The following is an 18,856-nucleotide window of genomic DNA, read 5'->3' as shown; positions in this document are numbered from 1 at the left end:
GCACGGAGACCGGGTTGCGATGCCCGAAATTGTACTCTTTGCTTACGGCGAATTAGCACCTGTGTTAGAAGTGTGAATAAACGAAACGGGTTGATGCCGGACTACTCTATCTATTGTATCAGCAGGCATTAAGGGTTGTGGTTCAATTTTAAGGCAGCGAAGCGCACTTTTCCCGCATTATGCCGCGCCGTTTTGACTCAACATTACCTTTGCCCATACTTACATTGTCTTCTGGCTTTTCCTGCGTGGTTTCTCTCTCCGTCGTCATCATCACATTCAACGAAGCGGCCAATATTGCCCGCTGCCTCCAGGCGCTGGGCGATGTGGCCGACGACGTAGTGGTGGTCGATTCTTTCTCGACGGATAATACCGTCGAAATCTGCCAACAGCACGGCGTGCGTGTCGTTCAGCACGCCTTCGCCGGCTACGTGGAGCAGAAAAACTACGCCACCGCGCAGGCCGCATTCGACCACGTTCTGCAACTCGATGCCGACGAAGTGCTCACCGACGAACTGCGCCAGTCCATCCGCGCGGCCAAACAGCACTGGCAGCACGCCGCCTATAGCCTCGCGCGCCTCACCAATTACTGCGGCCATTGGGTGCGCCACGGCGGCTGGTATCCCGACCGCAAACTGCGCCTTTACGACCGCCGCCTGGGCCGCTGGACCGGCCTGTTGCTCCACGAGCGCTACGAAGTGAATCCCGGCCAAACCACCGGCCAGCTCGCCGGCGATGCCCTGCACTACAGCTACTACTCCATTGCCCAGCACGTCAGCCAGCTCAACAAGTTTACCAGCATCACCGCCCAAGAGCTGGCCCTGCGCGGCAAAACCAACGTCAACCTCTTCCACCTGCTGCTGAAGCCGCTCTGGAAGTTCGTGCACGGCTACTTCTTTCGGCTGGGATTTCTCGACGGTTTTGCCGGCCTCTGCATCGCCGGCATCTCGGCCTGGGGCGTGTTTCTGAAATTCGCCAAGCTGAAAACCCGCACCGAAAGCGCCGAAGCATGAGCCAGACCTTCCTCATCTCCCGCACCGATGCCATTGGTGATGTAGTGCTCACGCTGCCGGTGGCCGGGCAGCTCAAGCGCATGTTCCCCAACTGCCGGGTGGTGTTTATCGGCCGCACCTACACCGCGCCGATTGCGGCGGCTTGCCCGTGGGTTGATGATTTTCTGAATCTGGATGATTTGCTGAAGCAGCCCGAAGCGGCGCAAGTAGCCACCCTGCAAGCTTTCGCCGCATCCGCCATCGTCCATGTCTTTCCCAACAAGACCCTGGCGCGCCTAGCCAAAAAGGCTAAAATTCCCGTTCGCATTGGCACTCGCAACCGCTGGCAGCATTGGCTCACCTGCAACCGCTTGGTTGCCCTCAGCCGCCGCCACTCGTCCCTGCACGAAGCGCAACTAAACCTGCAATTGCTTCAGCCATTGGGCTTCGCCGCAGTACCGGCATTGGTGGAGGTAGCAAAGTTGGTGCGCTTGCATTCGCTCGAATCCTTGTCCGCACCGTTGCAGGCACTTTTACGAGACCGTCGGCCCGGCCGGTTAAACGTCATTCTGCATCCGCGCAGCCGTGGTAGCGCCCGGGAGTGGGGCTTAGACAACTTCGGCCAGCTGGCTCGGCTGCTGCACCAGGCCGGGCACCGCGTTTTCGTGACCGGAACCGCCGCAGAAGGGGAGGAGCTAGCCGATTGGCTTCAGCAAAACGCCGCCTTTCTTGCGGCCGACCTCACCGGCAAGCTCGGCCTGCCGCAGTTCTTGGCCTTCATCGCCGCCACCGACGGCCTCGTAGCCGGCAGCACCGGCCCGCTGCACTTGGCTGCGGCACTTGGCCGCCACGCCCTGGGCCTGTACCCGCTCATCCGTCCCATGCACCCCGGCCGCTGGGGTCCGCTGGGTGAGCACGCCGACTACATGGTGTTCGAGGAGCCGAATTGCGAGGCCTGCCGCACCCAGCCAGCGGCTTGCCGCTGCATTCGGGCTATCGAGCCGGTTGCCGTGGCGGCGCGCGTGCTGGCTTGGCCGCCGCTATTTTAGCGTTAGGGAAATGCCATTCGGGTACAAACAAAAGCTATTCTGTACCGTTTGTCTTTTGCCTATTGCCACGGCGCGCAACCTACGCAGCGCGGTAATCCGTACATCGGGCAGTATTTCATGTGCTAAGCTGTTCTCAAAAGGACGATTTATCTCCCAAATGCTTTGGTTTGTGGTTGTTTGACGCGAAGCCATAAGGCCAGCCACCGCATGTAGCAGTTCTTGCAGTCAGATTTCTCCTAATTAGCTATTATTTCGTAGGTTTCGGCCTACAATTTCCCCCGCCCACTATGAGCGATTCTCCCGAACGGGTCAAACTGAGCAAAGAGGAAAAGGACCGGCGCTTTCAGGCCGAGCTGATGCCCGTGCTCGACCCGCTCTACAACTTTGCCTATCGCCTCACCCTCGACGAGGACGATGCCAACGATTTGGTGCAGGAAACCTATCTCAAGGCATACCGCTTTTTTGAGTATTTCGAGCCCGGTACCAACGCCAAGGCTTGGCTTTTTCGCATTCTCAAGAATTCGTTTATCAACGATTTTCGGAAGAAAAGCAAGCAGCCCGCCAAAGTCGATTACAGTGAAATCGAAGGCTACTACAACCCCGACGATGTAGAGGCGGAAGGCGAAATCGGGGCTTCGTCGTCCGACATGCGCCAGCAGTCGGCCCGCGATTTAATTGGTGACGAAGTCGCTAGTGCCCTAAATTCTTTACCGGTCGATTTCCGCACGGTTATCATCCTCTGCGACCTAGAAGGATTTACATATGAGGAAATGGCTAAAGTGCTTGACATTCCGATAGGTACGGTCCGTTCGCGCTTGCACCGGGCCCGCAATTTCCTCAAGGATAAGCTGGAAAAATACGCGCAGTCAATGGGATATGGCAATGATGCAATAGACGACGAGACGGAACTAACCGAGCCCGAAAATAATTAACCTCCCCAGCAAGCACATGTGAGTGTAGCTTTGCTTTGCAGACCCTTGTCTATCACCCTTTTCTCGCGTTGCACGCATTTACAATTATGGACCAATCCGCTACTACAAAAACCAATTCGTCGGCTCCCGTTGCTGCTACCCCCGACAACGGCACCGACTGCGAACGCGTGAATACTGTACTAGACCAACTCATCGAAGGCCAGCCCGTGACGGCGGAAGACGAGGACTACCTCTACGACCACGCCAACGACTGCTCGCCCTGTTTCGACGACATCGAGAAGCAGCGCATTTTCATCGGCTTCCTGAACAAGGGCCTGTCTCGGCGCCCCAGCCCCGCGAGCCTACAGGAGTCCATTTTGGCCCGCGTGAGCGCCGAAATGGCCTAATACCGGTCGCTACTGGCTAGCTTTGCGCGATGCAAGGCAAAATCATTGTGTTTTCGGCGCCCTCCGGCGCCGGAAAAACCACTATCGTGCATCGGCTCATGCAGCGGTTGCCCGAGCTAAGTTTTTCCATTTCGGCGTGCACCCGCGACCGCCGTGGCCGCACCGAAGCCAATGGAAAGGATTACTACTTTATTTCCGTTCAGGATTTCCAGGACAAGATTCGGCATGACGAATTTGTGGAATGGGAAGAAGTGTACGAAGGTGCTTTTTACGGCACGCTGAAGTCTGAAATCGAGCGCATCTGGGACAGCGGCAAGCACGCCATTCTGGATGTCGACGTGAAAGGTGGCCTCAGCATCAAAGAGTTTTACAAGGACCGGGCCTTGGCGATATTTGTCCGCCCCCCGTCCATTGAAGTCCTTGAGCAGCGCCTGCAGGCCCGTGCCACCGACTCGCAATCCAGCATTTCTTCGCGGGTATACAAAGCCAACTTTGAACTAGCATTCGAAGACCGATTCGATGTAACCGTGGTCAACGACGACCTCGACGAGGCCACGGACCACGCCGAAAAGCTAGTGCGGCAGTTCATCAGCGCCGAGCCGGCCATTGTATGAACGGGCAAGTTCGAATAGGCCTGCTTTTCGGCTCGTTCAACCCCGTGCACATCGGCCACCTCATCCTAGCCGAGCACTTCGCCACGCGCACTGACCTGGCCGAAGTGTGGCTCGTCGTCTCGCCGCACAGCCCTTTCAAAGAGGCAACAGATTTGCTGCCCGACACCGAGCGCCTGCACTTGGTGAACTTGGCCTTGGCTGGCAACCCGCGCCTCCGCGCCGAGGACATCGAGTTCAGCCTGCCGCGCCCCAGCTACACCATTGCCACGCTCGACGCTTTGCGGCGGCGCCACCCCGCGCACGACTTCGTGCTGCTGATGGGCGCCGATAACCTCCCGGGCCTCCCGCGCTGGCACGAGTCGGCCCGTTTGCTGTCCGAAGTGGATATCTACATCTACCCGCGTCCCGGCACCGAGTTGCCCGAACTTACCTCGTTTCCCCGCGTTCAGATAATAATGGCGCCCTTGCTGGATATCTCCGCCACCTACATCCGCGAAAGTCTCCGCACGGGCCACAGCATCCGCTACCTGGTGCCTGATGCGGTTGAGGAAGCACTTTTAACGCAAAGAAGCTACCTGTAATACAATGCAAGGCTCCGTAAGCGAGGTATTTCAACAAAAAAGCCCCGGTTGTGCAACACAACCGGGGCTTTTTTGTGGCAGACCAATTCCATCAGATGGTCATAATCTCCGATTCTTTCTTGCTGAGCGTCTTTTCAACTTCGGCAATGTAAGTATCCGTCGTTTTCTGTACTTTCTCTTCGGCGCTCTTAACGGCGTCTTCTGAAGCGCCTTCTTTCAGGAGCTTGCGCAGGGCCTCGTTCACATCCTTGCGGATGCCGCGAACCCGCACCTTGCCGGCTTCCGATTCGTTTTTGGCTTGTTTTACCAGCTCCCGACGGCGCTCTTCGGTCATGGCCGGGATGTTCAGGCGTACGCCTTCGGCATCAGTCACGGGGTTCAGGCCCAAGTCGCTGTTCTTGATAGCCTTGGAAACCTCGCCAATCATGTTTTTCTCCCACGGCTTGATGAGCAGCGAGCGGGCATCGGGGGCGGTGATGGTGGCAATCTGGCTGATGGGGGTAGAAGTACCATAGTAATCTACCCGCAGGCCGTCGAGCATGGCCGGCGAAGCCTTGCCCGCGCGAATGCGGCTCATTTCCACGTTTACGTGCGCCAGGGCCTTGCCCATTGATTCAGCAAGCTCGTCGAGGTAAAACTGAATTTCTTCGTCCATTTGGTTTTGTAGTATCAGTAGTAGTGGGTTGTCAATTGCCAAACACCGGTATTCGTTTGTCGCTACAAACTAACAACTGGCACCTGACAACTAAAAGTTAGGCTTGTTCTGGCTGGTTGCCCACCAGCGGTTGCAGCAAGCTTTGCTTAGGGTCCAGCAGCGGTTTGCGCCCATCCCGGATGCTTGAGTTTCCATCGCTTACCAGCGTACCCATCGACTCGCCGTCGAGCAAGCGCTGCAGGTTGCCCGGCGTATTCATGTCGAACACGATGATGGGGAGGTTATTCTCCTTGCACAGGGTGAAGGCCGTCATGTCCATCACGTTCAGGTTCTTATTCAGCACCTCGTCGAAGGTGATTTCATGGTAGCGCGTGGCCGTGGGGTCTTTCTCCGGGTCGGCGGTGTAGATGCCGTCTACCCGCGTGCCTTTCAGCACCACGTCGGCCTCAATCTCAATGGCCCGTAGCGAAGCTGCCGAGTCGGTGGTGAAATAGGGCGAACCGATACCGGCACCAAAAATTACTACGCGCCCTTTTTCCAAGTGTCGCACCGCCCGGCGCCGAATGTAGGGCTCGCACACCCGCTGAATGGTGAGGCCCGACAGCAGGCGCGTGCTTACTTCCAGCTTTTCCAAGGCGCTTTGCAGGGCCATGGAGTTGATAACGGTAGCAAGCATTCCCATGTAGTCGCCTTGCACGCGGTCGAGACCAAAGGCTTCGGCCTGCACGCCGCGGTAAATGTTGCCCCCGCCAATCACAACGGCCACTTGCACGCCGGTTGCGGCCACGGATTTAATTTCGGACGCGTATTGCATCAGCCGCTCGGCGTCGATGCCGTACTGCTGCTGGCCCATTAGCGCTTCGCCGCTGAGCTTTAGAAGGATGCGGTGGTATTTCAAATCGAAGTGGTTGAGTAATTCGGAATAGATTGATAACGGGCGTTACGAGAACTGCACCAGCACTTGGCCCTTCTGCACGTTGTCGCGCAGGTTCACTTTGAGGCTGCCCACGATGCCATCGGCGGGGGCCTTGAGGATATTTTCCATCTTCATGGCTTCCAGCACCAACAATGGGTCGCCTTTCTGCACGGTCTGGCCGGGCGCTACCCGAATATCGACGATAAGGCCGGGCATTGGAGCCTTCAATTCGTTGACCTTGGCCGCGGTGGCATTGCTCATGCCCAGGCGTTCGAGCAATAGGTCGAACCGGTCTTTGGCATTTAGCTCGATGCGCTGCCCGTTTATTTTCAGTACAATATTCTTGGTAGCGTAATCCGTTGAGACAACTTCCGCATTATACGAGCGACCTTCGTGCAATACGTGAAACCGGCCTTCGCCCAAATCCGCTATGTCCCAGGCAAAAGGCTCACCATTGAGCGTGATAGTATCGGCGGCGCGGTAGTCAACTTCCCAGAGTTGCTCGGGGCCGGTGCTGATTTGTAGCATCTGAAGCGGATAGGGTGGGATGGAAGCGGGGGTTAAAGGTAGGTCAAATCTCAAATTAATTCAGAAATTGAGGCGTTTTTCGCCTGTTATCGTCGGCATGAGGTATTTGGTTCCGGGCTTCACCAGCCTGCTGTTGTTTATTCACTTACTGGCTGCCGCCCAATCGTCGGGGCCGGGGGCACGGAAGCCTGGGACCAAGGCGCCCGTGCACAAAAAAGCCGCGCCAGCTTCGGCCCCAGCGCCAGTCTCTGCTGGGTTGGTGGTGCCCTCGTGGCTGCCGGCCGAAGCCCCGCTGCAACCGGCCGCTACCATCCTGACGGATGTGGTTGACACCAAACTCGACGTTCGATTCGACTATAAAAAGCAGTACCTCCTGGGCACGGCAGTGCTTACCCTGCGCTCGCATTTCTACCCGCAATCCGAGGTGGTGCTTGATGCCAAGGGCTTCGATATTCAGAAAGTCGAGCTTATCGGCGATAAGAAAAACAAGGCCCTCACCTATACATACAACAAGCGCAAGCTCGTCATTGCCCTCGACCGTCCGTACGCGCGGACCACGCCCTACCAAGTTCGCATCGTGTACGTGGCCAAGCCCAACGAGCTGCCACAGGGCGGCTCGGCGGCCATCACCGCTGATAAAGGCCTGTACTTCATCAATCCACTGGGGACGGAGAAGAATAAGCCGCGCCAAATCTGGACGCAGGGCGAGACCGAATCCAATTCCTGTTGGTTTCCCACCATTGACAAGCCCAACCAGCGCATGACGCAGGAAATTAGCCTGACGGTGGAGAAGCAATTCAAAACGCTTTCCAACGGCACGCTCACGTCCTCCAAAGCCAACGCCGACGGCACCCGAACCGATACCTGGAGGCTCAAGGAGCCACACGCTCCGTACCTGGCCACGATGGTGGTTGGCGACTTCGCCGTGGTAAATGACTCCTGGCACGGCAAGCCCGTCGACTACTACGTCGAGCCTCAGTATGCCAGTACGGCCCGCGCCATCTTCGGACGCACGCCCGAGATGATGGACTTCTTTTCCAAACGGCTGGGCCTGGAATACCCGTGGGACAAATATGCCCAGGTAGCTGTGCGCGACTACGTGAGCGGTGCCATGGAGAACACCACGGCCACCACGCACGGCAGCACCATTCAAGCCACCCGACGGGAGTTGATTGATGCCAATTACCAGAGCGGAGAGTCCACCATCGCTCACGAGCTGTTCCACCAGTGGTTCGGCGATTACGTCACCAGCGAGTCATGGGCCAACCTGCCCCTGAACGAATCCTTTGCCGACTACTCCGAATTTCTCTGGGCCGAGTTTAAGTTGGGCGCCGACGAAGCCGGCTTCGTGCAGGAAACCAAAATCAATAACTACCTCGAAGAAGCCTTGGCCAAGCGCGAGCCACTCATTCGCTACCGCTACACCAACCGCGAGGATATGTTCGACCGTCATTCCTATGACAAAGGCGGGCGCGTGCTGCACATGCTCCGCAAGTACGTGGGCGACGAAGCCTTTTTCGCCTCGCTGAACCGCTACTTGGTGCAGAACAAGCACACGGCCGTCGAAATCTCCAAGCTGCGCACGGCTTTTGAAGAAATCACCGGCGAAGACCTCACCTGGTTTTTCAACCAGTGGTTCATGCAGCGAGGGCACCCAGAGCTGCGTATCAGTCATTCGTACACCAACGGGCAGGTCACTGTGCGCGTGCAGCAAGTACAGGATACCTTGTTCCAACCCGTGTACCGTCTTCCGGTCACTGTCGCCGTCTGGACCAATAACAACCAGCCCACCGAGCACCGCATCACCGTTACCAAAGCCAGCCAGACCTTTGTGCTGCCCGCCAATCAGAAGCCCAGCTTGGTCAAATTCGACAACGAAAGCCAACTTCTTGCCCAGTTCGAGGAAGACCGGACGCAGGAGGAGTTGATATTTCAGTTCTACCACGCTCGCGGCTATCAGCAGAAGGCCGAGGCCATGGAACTCCTGCAAAACAAAACCACGGAACTAACCGTGAGCAGTTTGCTGCGCAACGCCATGAACGATAAGTTCTGGGCCGTCCGTCGTGCTGCTCTCGACCACCTTCGCCGTTACCGGGGCCCCGAGCCGGATGCCATGCGCAAAGACATCCAACGCCTTGCCAGTACCGACCCCAATCCGCGCGTACGGGCCCAGGCCATTACCACCCTGGCTACTTTTGCCGATGGCAATTTTGGTCCCGTTTACGGCGCCGCCGTCACCGACAGTTCTGCGCTGGTAGCGGCCGCCGCGGTGGAGGCATTAGCCAAAAAGCCCAGCGAGAATTCTCGTCAGCAAGTGGCGGCGCTCGACAACACTAGCAGCAGCCCGCTCATCCTGGCCGTGGCCAGTTACTACGCTTCCAATGGAGGGCTTGACCAATACGGTTGGTTTCTGCGTCGCTTGCCCGATGTGGCCGAAGCCGACCTCTACGCCTACTTCCAAGCGTTCGGCACCCTAATGACGCACATCCCGCCCGTGGAGCGCGATAAGGGCCTGAGAATTCTGGAAGAATACGCTCGTACCGCCCCACGGTATGAGGTTCGCTTGGGTGCCTATCGCGGCCTGGCATTGCTCGTCCCCACCACGCCCACCTTGAAGGCGGTGCTCCAAAACATCCGCGACAAAGAAACCGACGACCGACTCAAAGCATTTTATAACCTTATGTAAGAGCACGTGAAGGGCTTTTTTAGAAAAAAGTCTCGCCTTTTTTCGCCTCATCGCTTGCTCGGTGTCAGAAAACCCTTAATTTTGCGACTCCTTACGAAACACTACTACTACGGTGGCTAGCAAAACGAAAGGGAAACGCTTCTTGGCAATCGGCCAGCGAGCAACAAATTGGGGAGGTTCCAGAGCGGCCAAATGGGACAGACTGTAACTCTGTTAGTGTAAACTTTCGAAGGTTCGAATCCTTCTCTCCCCACTTTTTGATAGGCCAACTGCGGGAGTAGCTCAGCTGGTAGAGCGGCAGCCTTCCAAGCTGCAGGTCGCGGGTTCGAACCTCGTCTCCCGCTCATTTTAGCATAAGCCGTTTTAGCTCAGTGGTAGAGCACTTCCTTGGTAAGGAAGAGGTCATGGGTTCAAATCCCATAAATGGCTCAGATTATATTACAAGTCCTACGGCTCCCATTTTCGGGCCGCGGGCGCGGTTCTCTCAGGTAAGCGACGCACAGTTTTCTATTTCGTAGGGGCTGAGTCTCGCTTTCTTGTTGTAGGGTCCGATTTTATCTTCAAATTCACTTCACCACCTCTTTTTTACTCTTTACAATGGCTAAAGAAAATTTCGACCGGTCCAAGCCGCACGTAAACATCGGTACCATCGGCCACGTCGACCACGGCAAAACGACTCTGACCGCTGCTATCACCATGGTGTTGGCAAACCAGGGCTTGGCCGAAAAGCGTGACTTCTCTTCGATTGACAATGCTCCCGAAGAAAAAGAGCGTGGTATCACCATCAACACCGCTCACGTAGAGTACTCGACCAAAAACCGTCACTATGCTCACGTTGACTGCCCCGGTCACGCTGACTATGTGAAGAACATGGTTACCGGTGCTGCCCAGATGGACGGCGCTATCCTCGTGGTAGCTGCTACCGACGGCCCAATGCCCCAGACCCGTGAGCACATCCTGCTCGCCCGTCAGGTAGGTGTTCCTCAGCTGGTGGTGTTCATGAACAAAGTGGACATGGTGGATGACCCCGAGCTCCTCGAGCTGGTGGAAATGGAAATCCGCGAACTCCTCTCGTTCTACGACTTCGACGGTGATAACATTCCGGTTATCCAGGGTTCGGCCCTCGGCGGCCTGAACGGCGACGAGAACTGGGTTCCAAAAATCAACGAGTTGATGGACGCGGTTGACTCGTTCATTCCGATTCCTGCTCGTCTGACCGACCTGCCCTTCCTGATGCCTGTTGAGGACGTGTTCTCGATTACCGGCCGTGGCACCGTTGCTACCGGTCGTATTGAGCGCGGTATCATTAACTCGGGTGAGCAAGTTGACATCCTCGGTATGGGTGCTGCTGCTGGCTTGAAGTCGACGGTTACGGGTGTGGAAATGTTCCGCAAAATCCTTGACCGTGGCGAAGCTGGTGACAACGTAGGTCTGCTGCTCCGCGGTATTGAAAAAGAAGCCATCCGTCGCGGCATGGTTATCTGCAAGCCCGGCTCGGTAACTCCTCACCAGAAGTTCAAGGCTGAGGTTTACGTTCTCTCGAAAGAGGAAGGTGGCCGTCACACGCCGTTCTTCAACAACTACCGTCCGCAGTTCTACCTGCGCACCACCGACGTTACCGGCATCATCACCCTCCCAGAAGGTGTTGAAATGGTAATGCCCGGCGACAACATCACCATCACGGTTGAGCTCATCAGCAAGGTGGCAATGGAGAAAGGCCTCCGTTTCGCTATCCGTGAGGGTGGCCGTACGGTAGGTGCTGGTCAGGTAACGGAAGTTCTCGACTAAGCTCCGGCTTAAACAGTAAAAAAAGCCGCTCTCGAAACTTCGGGGGCGGCTTTTTTACGCTGAAACAGAAGGTCATATTTGTTTTGTCCGCTGTTTCTCTTACCTTTGCACTCCCTTTGGCGAAATGCGCTTGATGGGAATGACTAAAAACGAGTGTGGTGCAGCGGTAGCATACGGGTCTCCAAAACCTTTGACGGGAGTTCGAATCTCTCCACTCGTGCAATTTGGGCCAGTTGGCCCGCTCCATGTCGTAATCAGCGGCAACGCTGTTTTTCCCTCAACTAATGGACAAACTGAGCAATTATTTCCGCACTACCATCGAGGAGATGCGTTACAACGTAACGTGGCCTTCAACGACGGAACTGCAAAAGAGCGCCGGTCTCGTGCTGGTGGGTTCGCTTGTGTTTGCCATTGTGGTGGGCATTATGGATGTAAGCTTTGAAACTGTTCTCAAGGCTTTTTATAACTCGTTTCGCTAATCAGCAATTAAGATGGGCGAATTGAAATGGTACGTGGTTCGCTCAGTGAGCGGCCAGGAGAAAAAAGCCAAAAATTACCTCGAAACAGAGCTCGGTCGGCACAATCTGACTGAGTTGGTGCCGCAGGTGCTGATTCCAGTAGAGAAGGTGTTCGAGATGCGCAACGGCAAGAAGCGTGTGCGCGAGCGGAACCTCTACCCCGGCTACATTATCATCCACGCCGACCTCGGCCACGGTGAGGTAGACCACATCATCACCAGCACGCCTGGTGTGATTGGTTTCCTCGGTGATAAAGACAAGAAGGACGCGGCCAACAACAAGCCCGTTCCCCTGCATATCTCCGAAGTGAACCGGATACTCGGCATTGTAGACGAAGCCGAGCAGCAGACTACCGCTACCCTCGACAAGCCTTACGTAGTAGGTGAACTTGTGAAAGTGGTAGATGGTCCGTTCAACGGCTTCTCCGGCAACGTCGACGAAGTATTCGAAGAGCGCAAGAAGCTCAACGTAGTTGTGAAGATTTTTGGCCGCTCGCAGCCGGTAGAACTCAGCTATACCCAAGTAGAAAAAGAGGTGTAACCCTCTCTCGATTATACCACGCCGGCTAATTGCTCCGGGTCGGCGGGGCTTCCAAACAGGAGTTTATATGTACTGAGGCAAGCGCGAGTTACGACGCAGGAGCCACAGCCAACACAATCCAATGGCCAAAGAAATCAGAGGTTATCTGCGTCTGCAGATAAAGGGAGGCTCAGCGAACCCATCGCCGCCGGTAGGACCTGCACTTGGTAGCAAAGGCTTGAACATCATGGAGTTTTGCAAGCAGTTCAATGCTCGCACCCAAGATAAAGCCGGCCAAGTTTGTCCTGTACTTATCACCATGTACACCGATAAGTCGTTTGACTTTGTGGTGAAGACGGCACCGGCTCCGGTGTTGCTTATGGAAGCTGCTAAACTGCAGAGCGGTTCGAAAGAGCCAAACCGCAATAAGGTGGGCTCCGTGACGTGGGACCAAGTCCGCACCATCGCCGAAACCAAAATGGCTGACCTGAACGCCTTCAAGGTGGAAGCAGCTATGAAGCAGGTGGCAGGAACGGCCCGTAGCATGGGTATTACCATCAAGGGCGACTCTCCTTTTGCTGAATAATTAAAAGGAAAAACGACAGATGGCAAAAATCAGCAAAAAGCGCAAGGAATCCCTTGCCAAGCACGACCTCACGGAAGTGCGCAGCCTCCTGGAGGCTGCCAAAGTGGTGAAGGACATTACCTACACCAAATTCGATGCTTCGGTAGACATTGACGTTCGCCTCGGCGTGGACCCTCGCAAAGCGGACCAGATGGTTCGTGGCGTGGCCACCCTGCCCCACGGCACCGGCAAAACCGTTCGCGTTCTGGCTCTGGTTACTCCCGACAAGGAGGCCGAAGCTCTGGCCGCCGGCGCCGACTTCGTGGGTCTGGACGACTATATCGCGAAAATCGAGAAAGGCTGGACCGACATCGACGTCATCATCACCATGCCGGCCGTAATGGCTAAGGTAGGTCGCCTGGGCCGTGTGCTCGGTCCCCGTGGTCTGATGCCGAACCCGAAGTCTGGTACCGTTACGACCGACGTAGCCAAGGCTGTGCAGGAAGTGAAAGCTGGTAAAATCGACTTCAAAGTTGACAAAACTGGTATCATTCACTGCTCGGTGGGTAAAGTATCGTTCGACGAGAAGATGCTGGCCGAAAACGCCCTGGAGATTATCCAGACGTTGGGTCGCTTGAAGCCTTCTTCTTCGAAAGGCACCTACATCCGCAGCATCACCTTGAGCAGCACGATGTCGCCCGCCGTTCCGGTGGACAGCCAAGTAAACTCCGCTAACTAATTAACCCAACCAAACATGACCAGGGAAGAAAAACAAACCCTCGTGGATGAGTTGAGCGGAAAATTTCAATCGCACAACTCGTTCTACATTGTCGATGCTTCGGTAATGTCGGTAGCGAAAATCAACGATTTCCGTCGTCTGTGCTTCAACCGTGGTATGGAATACAAGGTGTACAAAAACACCTTCATCCGTAAGGCGCTTGACACTCTTGGCCACGATACGTCGGAGATGGATGCTGCGCTGAAAGGCTCTTCGGGCGTGTTGTTCTCTTCGGAGAGCGGCTCGGCTCCTGCCAAGCTTCTGCGTGACTTCTACAAGGCTCAAGCTTATGGCCGCGGCGTAACGCCCAAGCCCGTGCTGAAAGGCGCTTATGTAGATGCTAGCATCTACATCGGTGCAGACCAGCTCGAAGGCCTGACCAGCATCAAAGGCAAGCAGGAACTGCTCGGTGAACTCATCGGCCTGCTGCAATCGCCAGCCAAAAACGTTATCTCGGCTCTTCAGAGCGGTGGCAACAAACTGGCCGGTATCCTCAAAACGCTTTCCGAAAAAGAGGCCGCCTAAGCGCCACTCTTCTTTTTCGACTTCAACAATAAATTTTCAACAACACATTTTTTTAACAATCTACAGAAATGGCAGATTTGAAAGCATTCGCTGAGCAGCTTGTAAACCTGACGGTGAAAGAAGTAAACGAATTGGCAACCATCCTGAAGGACGAGTACGGCATCGAGCCCGCTGCTGCTGCTCCCGTAATGATGGCCGGTGGTGGCGCTGCTGCCGCTGACGAGGCTCCTGAGGAGAAGACGTCGTTCGACGTTATCCTGAAGGCTGCTGGTGGTGCCAAGCTGGCTGTAGTTAAGCTGGTGAAGGACCTGACCGGCCTCGGCTTGAAAGAAGCCAAGGAATTGGTTGACGGTGCTCCCAAGCCCCTGAAAGAAGGCGTAACCAAAGACGAGGCTGAGTCGCTGAAAAAGCAGCTCGAGGAAGCCGGTGCTGAAGTAGAAGTTAAGTAATTTCTGCTCCTGAAGCATCTCCGGACCCGCTTCGAATAAGGATTAGACCTGGCAACTTAGCCAGGTCTTTTCCTGTTTGTGGTGTGTCAAAAGCGCGAGCTTTCTAGTTCGCGCTTCTTTGCGTCAGCTAATGCCACTGTTATTGTGTGCGTTAGGGAGTGCGAGTTCTGCCTCGCATTGCTGGCCAGCCGCCATTTCGGCCTCCTTTATTACGCTTCTGTGTCCATCTTTTAATCCCCATCGCATTGGCTACACCGAAAGCAAAGACGGCCGCCCTGAAGAAAACGGCCGCCGAGCGAATCAATTTCGCCAAGATTAAGAAGGTTATTGAATATCCGGACTTCCTGGACGTGCAAGTACGCTCGTTCCAGGAATTCTTTCAGTTGGAAACCGCTGCTGAGCGTCGTTCTAACGAAGGATTGTTCAAAGTGTTTGCCGAGAACTTTCCGATTTCGGATTCGCGCGAAAATTTCGTGCTCAACTTTATCGATTATCACGTCGACCCGCCGAAATATTCGGTTGACGAGTGCATCGACCGCGGCCTGACCTACTCGGTTCCCCTGAAGGCCAAGCTCCGGTTGATTTGCAATGATAAGGACAACGAGGACTTCGAGACGATTGAGCAGGAGGTGTTCCTCGGGAACATCCCTTACATGACCGTGAAGGGCTCGTTCGTTATCAACGGCGCCGAGCGCGTTATCGTATCGCAACTGCACCGCTCGCCGGGCGTATTCTTCGCCCAGAGCAAGCACACGAACGGTACCAAGCTGTATTCGGCCCGTATCATTCCGTTCAAAGGTTCGTGGATTGAATTCGCCACGGATGTGAACAACGTGATGTACGCGTACATCGACCGGAAGAAGAAATTCCCGGTGACAACGCTGCTTCGCGCCATCGGCTACGGCACGGACAAAGACATTCTCGACCTGTTCGGTTTGTCGGAGGAAGTGAAGGCTGACAAGAAAAACCTCAAGAAAGCCGTTGGTCGCAAGTTGGCTGCCCGGGTGCTCCGCACTTGGACGGAAGACTTCGTGGACGAAGACACCGGCGAAGTGGTATCCATTGACCGCAACGAGGTGTTGCTCGAGCGCGACGCTACCATTGAGGAAGCTGACATCGATGTGATTTTGGAGGCCGGCGCTAAGTCAGTAATCCTGCACCGTGAGAATGTGAACATTGCGGATTTCGCAATTATCTACAACACGCTGCAGAAGGACAACTCCAACTCGGAGAAGGAAGCTGTGGAGCAGATTTACCGTCAGCTCCGGAACACGGAGGCTCCTGACGAAGAAACTGCCCGTGACATTATTCAGAAGCTGTTCTTCTCGGATAAGCGCTACGACCTCGGTGAGGTGGGCCGCTATCGGATTAACAAGAAGCTGCAGATTGGCATGGACCAAGAGTCGCGGGTACTGACCAACCAGGACATTGTTCTGATTGTGAAGTACCTGATTGGCTTGAGTAACTCCAAAGCCATTGTCGATGATATTGACCACTTGAGCAACCGTCGTGTGCGCACGGTAGGGGAGCAGCTCTACGCCCAATTTGGCGTGGGTCTGGCCCGTATGGCGCGTACCATCAAGGAGCGCATGAACGTGCGTGACAACGAGGACTTCAAGCCGGTTGACCTGATTAACGCCCGGACTTTGTCCAGCGTTATCAACTCGTTCTTCGGTACGAACCAACTGTCGCAGTTCATGGACCAGACCAACCCGCTGGCCGAGGTGACGCACAAGCGTCGCGTATCGGCACTCGGGCCAGGAGGTCTGTCGCGTGAGCGTGCTGGTTTTGAAGTACGTGACGTTCACTACACCCACTACGGTCGCCTTTGCACCATTGAAACGCCGGAAGGACCTAACATTGGTCTGATTTCGTCGCTGTGCGTGCACGCTCGCGTGAACGCCATGGGATTCATTGAGACGCCTTACCGTGACGTTAAAGGCGGCAAGGTGGATATGAGCGCCAATGTGAAATTCCTTACTGCTGAGGAAGAAGATACCCACCACATCGCGCAGGCCAACTCCCTGCTGGATGAGGGCGGCAACTTGACCCAAGAGCTGGTGAAAGGCCGTTTCGAAGGTGACTTCCCGGTGGTGAATCCGTCGGAATACTCCTACATGGACGTTGCCCCGAACCAGATTGTGTCGGTAGCTGCTTCGCTGATTCCGTTCCTGGAGCACGATGACGCCAACCGTGCACTGATGGGCTCGAACATGCAGCGCCAGGCAGTTCCCTTATTACGTCCCGAGGCTCCGATTGTGGGCACGGGCCTAGAAGGCCGAATTGCCAGCGACTCGCGTACGCTGATTATGTCGGAAGGCGAAGGCGTGATTGACTACGTTGATGCTAATAAAATTGTGGTGAAGTACGACCTCACGGAGGACGACATCATGGTTAGCTTCGATGCTGAACGAATTACCTACGACCTCATCAAGTTCCGTCGCACCAACCAGGACACCTGCCTCAACCTGACGCCGCTCGTAAAGCGCGGTGAGCGGGTGAGTAAGGGCCAGGCGCTGTGCGAAGGTTACGGTACCAACCAAGGCGAACTCGCTTTGGGTCGCAACATGCAGGTGGCGTTTATGCCGTGGCAGGGCTACAACTTCGAGGATGCCATCGTCATCTCGGAGCGTGTGGTTCGCGACGATATTTTTACCTCGATTCACATTGAGGAGTTTGAGCTGGAAGTGCGCGAGACCAAGCGCGGCGAAGAAGAGCTGACCTCGGAGATTCCGAACGTAAGCGAAGAAGCTGTGCGCAACCTCGACGACAACGGCATCATCCGCCTCGGTGCCGAGGTGAAGGAAGGCGACATCCTGATTGGCAAAATCACGCCGAAAGGCGAGACGGACCCGACGCCGGAAGAGAAGCTGCTCCGCGCCATCTTCGGCGACAAGGCTGGCGATGTGAAGGATGCTTCGCTTAAGGCGCCGCCCTCCTTGCAGGGTGTGGTTATCGGCACCAAACTGTTCTCGCGTCCTAAGAAAGACAAAAACCTCCGGGCCAAGTCGAAGAAGGAAGTGGAAGATTTGAAGGCGACTTACGCGCAGGAACTGCGTGGCGTAAAAGCCATCATGATTGACAAGCTGGTACAATTGCTGGAAGGCAAAACGTCGCAGGGCATCAAACACCGCTTCGGCGAGGAGATGATTGCCAAGGGCGTGAAGTTCAACCGCAAGAACATCAACGAGGGCATGTTCCCCGAGAAGAACCCTTACAAGGACGAAAGCAACTACGCCGTTCCCGAAGAAGTGAACCTGTTTAAGGACCTGATTCTGGAAGGATGGACGGCTGATGCCCGCGTGAATGGCCTGGTGCTGGAGCTGGTGCGTAACTACGCCAAGCGCCGCAACACCATCACCGCGAAATTCAAGCGTCAGCGCTTCACCCTGGAGGTGGGCGACGAACTGCCCGCCGGCATCGTGCAGCTTGCTAAAGTTTACATCGCCAAGAAGCGCAAGCTGAAGGTGGGTGATAAAATGGCCGGCCGCCACGGTAACAAGGGTGTGGTAGCCCGCATCGTGCGCGATGAGGACATGCCCTTCCTGCCCGATGGCACGCCAATGGACATTGTGCTGAACCCGCTTGGTGTACCAAGCCGCATGAACATCGGTCAGATTTATGAGACCGTACTTGGTTGGGCTGGTCTGAAAATGGGTCGCACGTATGCTACCCCAATTTTCGACGGCGCTACCGAAGACGAAGTGGCTCGTGAATTGACCGAAGCTGGCTTGCCCGACTGGGGCCGTGCTTACCTGCACGATGGCTTAACGGGCGACCGTTTCGACCAGCCGGTAACCGTGGGCGTGATTTACATGCTCAAGCTGGGTCACTTGGTTGACGACAAGATGCACGCTCGTTCCATCGGGCCGTACTCGCTCATCACGCAGCAGCCGCTGGGTGGTAAGGCGCAGTTCGGTGGCCAGCGCTTCGGCGAGATGGAGGTGTGGGCATTGGAGGCCTTCGGTGCTTCCAACGTTCTCCAAGAAATCCTGACGGTGAAGTCGGACGACGTGGTCGGCCGCGCGAAGGCGTACGAAGCCATTGTAAAAGGCGACGTTCTGCCCAAGCCGAATATCCCCGAGTCGTTCAACGTGTTGCTCCACGAACTCCGTGGTCTGGCACTCGAAATCACGATGGAATAGTTACCAGTTGCTTGTTGCTTGTGAGGCCTAAAGCTTTGCAAGCAACAAGCAGCTTAATTGCTGGCAAGCCATACGAGTTGCTACTTGAGCGGCTCATGTAACGAAGGGTGTGAAAACGCTTCGGTGACAGATAAAGGAGAGGTTGTTCCGAGATATGGTCAGGACAACAATTCACTCTCTGAGTTTCCTAACCGAAGGCCTTCCCATCCGTCCGCTGGTCCGGCAACTAGATT

General features: G+C 55.6%; 18 protein-coding genes and 4 tRNA genes. 19 read left to right on the top strand and 3 right to left on the bottom strand.

The features are described 5' to 3' along the window. The first annotated feature begins 245 nt into the window (after positions 1-245). From I2I05_RS15425 to nadD, 6 genes are all read left to right on the top strand, one after another. The gene (locus I2I05_RS15425) at positions 246-1,010 is read left to right on the top strand and encodes a glycosyltransferase family 2 protein (RefSeq protein WP_196283151.1); all 765 of its coding nucleotides are present in this window, start codon (positions 246-248) and stop codon (positions 1,008-1,010) included. Continuing rightward, entirely contained in the window at positions 1,007-2,038 is a 1,032-nt protein-coding gene (locus I2I05_RS15420) for a glycosyltransferase family 9 protein (protein WP_196283150.1), read from the top strand. Before I2I05_RS15425 ends, I2I05_RS15420 begins: the two co-directional genes overlap by 4 nt. A gap of 287 nt (positions 2,039-2,325) precedes the next feature. Beyond that, complete coding sequence (locus I2I05_RS15415) at positions 2,326-2,970, top strand: sigma-70 family RNA polymerase sigma factor (RefSeq protein WP_196283149.1); 645 nt, start codon at positions 2,326-2,328, stop codon at positions 2,968-2,970. An 86-nt stretch (positions 2,971-3,056) separates the two neighbouring features. Further along, positions 3,057-3,356: a hypothetical protein gene (locus tag I2I05_RS15410; RefSeq protein ID WP_196283148.1), complete on the top strand. Its 300-nt coding sequence runs from the start codon at positions 3,057-3,059 to the stop codon at positions 3,354-3,356. A gap of 29 nt (positions 3,357-3,385) precedes the next feature. Beyond that, positions 3,386-3,970: a guanylate kinase gene (gene gmk, locus I2I05_RS15405; protein WP_196283147.1), complete on the top strand. Its 585-nt coding sequence runs from the start codon at positions 3,386-3,388 to the stop codon at positions 3,968-3,970. Further along, on the top strand, positions 3,967-4,551 hold the full coding sequence (gene nadD / locus I2I05_RS15400) for a nicotinate (nicotinamide) nucleotide adenylyltransferase (protein WP_196283146.1): 585 nt from the start codon (positions 3,967-3,969) through the stop codon (positions 4,549-4,551). Before gmk ends, nadD begins: the two co-directional genes overlap by 4 nt. Before the next feature lie 91 nt (positions 4,552-4,642). Here the strand turns inward: nadD and frr are convergent, their stop codons facing one another. The 3 genes from frr to I2I05_RS15385 all read right to left on the bottom strand — a co-directional run bounded on the left by frr (position 4,643) and on the right by I2I05_RS15385 (position 6,650). Next, on the bottom strand, positions 4,643-5,206 hold the full coding sequence (gene frr / locus I2I05_RS15395) for a ribosome recycling factor (RefSeq protein WP_196283145.1): 564 nt from the start codon (positions 5,204-5,206) through the stop codon (positions 4,643-4,645). Between the two features lie 97 nt (positions 5,207-5,303). Then, positions 5,304-6,104 (bottom strand): UMP kinase, encoded by an 801-nt coding sequence (gene pyrH / locus I2I05_RS15390; protein ID WP_196283144.1) that lies wholly within the window; start codon positions 6,102-6,104, stop codon positions 5,304-5,306. 42 nt (positions 6,105-6,146) lie between these two features. Beyond that, positions 6,147-6,650 (bottom strand): biotin/lipoyl-containing protein, encoded by a 504-nt coding sequence (locus I2I05_RS15385; protein WP_196283143.1) that lies wholly within the window; start codon positions 6,648-6,650, stop codon positions 6,147-6,149. A gap of 97 nt (positions 6,651-6,747) precedes the next feature. Between I2I05_RS15385 and I2I05_RS15380 the strand changes: the two genes are divergently transcribed. From I2I05_RS15380 to rpoB, 13 genes are all read left to right on the top strand, one after another. Then, positions 6,748-9,336, top strand: coding sequence for a M1 family metallopeptidase (locus I2I05_RS15380; RefSeq protein ID WP_196283142.1), 2,589 nt, complete (start codon positions 6,748-6,750; stop codon positions 9,334-9,336). Between the two features lie 170 nt (positions 9,337-9,506). Beyond that, positions 9,507-9,589, top strand: a tRNA-Tyr gene (locus tag I2I05_RS15375). Positions 9,590-9,607: 18 nt separating this feature from the next. After that, a tRNA-Gly gene (locus tag I2I05_RS15370) sits at positions 9,608-9,680 on the top strand. A gap of 13 nt (positions 9,681-9,693) precedes the next feature. Next, positions 9,694-9,765 (top strand) — tRNA-Thr (locus tag I2I05_RS15365). Positions 9,766-9,933: 168 nt separating this feature from the next. After that, positions 9,934-11,124, top strand: a complete 1,191-nt coding sequence (gene tuf, locus I2I05_RS15360; protein ID WP_196283141.1) for an elongation factor Tu — start codon at positions 9,934-9,936, stop codon at positions 11,122-11,124. A 149-nt stretch (positions 11,125-11,273) separates the two neighbouring features. Then, positions 11,274-11,344 (top strand) — tRNA-Trp (locus I2I05_RS15355). Positions 11,345-11,408: 64 nt separating this feature from the next. Further along, positions 11,409-11,603, top strand: a complete 195-nt coding sequence (secE, locus tag I2I05_RS15350) for a preprotein translocase subunit SecE (protein WP_196283140.1) — start codon at positions 11,409-11,411, stop codon at positions 11,601-11,603. A gap of 12 nt (positions 11,604-11,615) precedes the next feature. Then, positions 11,616-12,182 (top strand): transcription termination/antitermination protein NusG, encoded by a 567-nt coding sequence (nusG, locus tag I2I05_RS15345; RefSeq protein ID WP_068191701.1) that lies wholly within the window; start codon positions 11,616-11,618, stop codon positions 12,180-12,182. Positions 12,183-12,303: 121 nt separating this feature from the next. After that, the gene (gene rplK, locus I2I05_RS15340; RefSeq protein ID WP_196283139.1) at positions 12,304-12,747 is read left to right on the top strand and encodes a 50S ribosomal protein L11; all 444 of its coding nucleotides are present in this window, start codon (positions 12,304-12,306) and stop codon (positions 12,745-12,747) included. 19 nt (positions 12,748-12,766) lie between these two features. Beyond that, positions 12,767-13,465 carry a 50S ribosomal protein L1 gene (gene rplA, locus I2I05_RS15335; RefSeq protein WP_196283138.1) on the top strand — a complete coding sequence of 233 codons (699 nt, stop codon included), beginning with the start codon at positions 12,767-12,769 and terminating at the stop codon, positions 13,463-13,465. Between the two features lie 15 nt (positions 13,466-13,480). Beyond that, the gene (gene rplJ / locus I2I05_RS15330) at positions 13,481-14,029 is read left to right on the top strand and encodes a 50S ribosomal protein L10 (RefSeq protein WP_196283137.1); all 549 of its coding nucleotides are present in this window, start codon (positions 13,481-13,483) and stop codon (positions 14,027-14,029) included. Positions 14,030-14,097: 68 nt separating this feature from the next. Next, the gene (gene rplL / locus I2I05_RS15325) at positions 14,098-14,478 is read left to right on the top strand and encodes a 50S ribosomal protein L7/L12 (protein WP_068191708.1); all 381 of its coding nucleotides are present in this window, start codon (positions 14,098-14,100) and stop codon (positions 14,476-14,478) included. Positions 14,479-14,753: 275 nt separating this feature from the next. Next, positions 14,754-18,623 (top strand): DNA-directed RNA polymerase subunit beta, encoded by a 3,870-nt coding sequence (gene rpoB, locus I2I05_RS15320; protein ID WP_196283167.1) that lies wholly within the window; start codon positions 14,754-14,756, stop codon positions 18,621-18,623. Positions 18,624-18,856 lie beyond the last annotated feature (233 nt).

Source organism: Hymenobacter jeongseonensis (assembly GCF_015694725.1).
Lineage (GTDB): Bacteria > Bacteroidota > Bacteroidia > Cytophagales > Hymenobacteraceae > Hymenobacter > Hymenobacter jeongseonensis.
Note: the sequence above shows the minus strand (reverse complement) of the source record. Positions and strands in the feature narration are given on the sequence as shown.

What these genes read in the sequence shown, in the direction of transcription:
- I2I05_RS15420 (WP_196283150.1), top strand. Translation starts at nt 1,007, where the DNA reads ATGAGCCAGACCTTCCTCATCTCCCGCACCGATGCCATTGGTGATGTA.
- I2I05_RS15415 (WP_196283149.1), top strand. Translation starts at nt 2,326, where the DNA reads ATGAGCGATTCTCCCGAACGGGTCAAACTGAGCAAAGAGGAAAAGGAC.
- I2I05_RS15410 (WP_196283148.1), top strand. Translation starts at nt 3,057, where the DNA reads ATGGACCAATCCGCTACTACAAAAACCAATTCGTCGGCTCCCGTTGCT.
- gmk (WP_196283147.1), top strand. Translation starts at nt 3,386, where the DNA reads ATGCAAGGCAAAATCATTGTGTTTTCGGCGCCCTCCGGCGCCGGAAAA.
- nadD (WP_196283146.1), top strand. Translation starts at nt 3,967, where the DNA reads ATGAACGGGCAAGTTCGAATAGGCCTGCTTTTCGGCTCGTTCAACCCC.
- frr (WP_196283145.1), bottom strand. Translation starts at nt 5,206, where the DNA reads ATGGACGAAGAAATTCAGTTTTACCTCGACGAGCTTGCTGAATCAATG.
- I2I05_RS15385 (WP_196283143.1), bottom strand. Translation starts at nt 6,650, where the DNA reads ATGCTACAAATCAGCACCGGCCCCGAGCAACTCTGGGAAGTTGACTAC.
- I2I05_RS15380 (WP_196283142.1), top strand. Translation starts at nt 6,748, where the DNA reads ATGAGGTATTTGGTTCCGGGCTTCACCAGCCTGCTGTTGTTTATTCAC.
- tuf (WP_196283141.1), top strand. Translation starts at nt 9,934, where the DNA reads ATGGCTAAAGAAAATTTCGACCGGTCCAAGCCGCACGTAAACATCGGT.
- secE (WP_196283140.1), top strand. Translation starts at nt 11,409, where the DNA reads ATGGACAAACTGAGCAATTATTTCCGCACTACCATCGAGGAGATGCGT.
- nusG (WP_068191701.1), top strand. Translation starts at nt 11,616, where the DNA reads ATGGGCGAATTGAAATGGTACGTGGTTCGCTCAGTGAGCGGCCAGGAG.
- rplK (WP_196283139.1), top strand. Translation starts at nt 12,304, where the DNA reads ATGGCCAAAGAAATCAGAGGTTATCTGCGTCTGCAGATAAAGGGAGGC.
- rplA (WP_196283138.1), top strand. Translation starts at nt 12,767, where the DNA reads ATGGCAAAAATCAGCAAAAAGCGCAAGGAATCCCTTGCCAAGCACGAC.
- rplJ (WP_196283137.1), top strand. Translation starts at nt 13,481, where the DNA reads ATGACCAGGGAAGAAAAACAAACCCTCGTGGATGAGTTGAGCGGAAAA.
- rplL (WP_068191708.1), top strand. Translation starts at nt 14,098, where the DNA reads ATGGCAGATTTGAAAGCATTCGCTGAGCAGCTTGTAAACCTGACGGTG.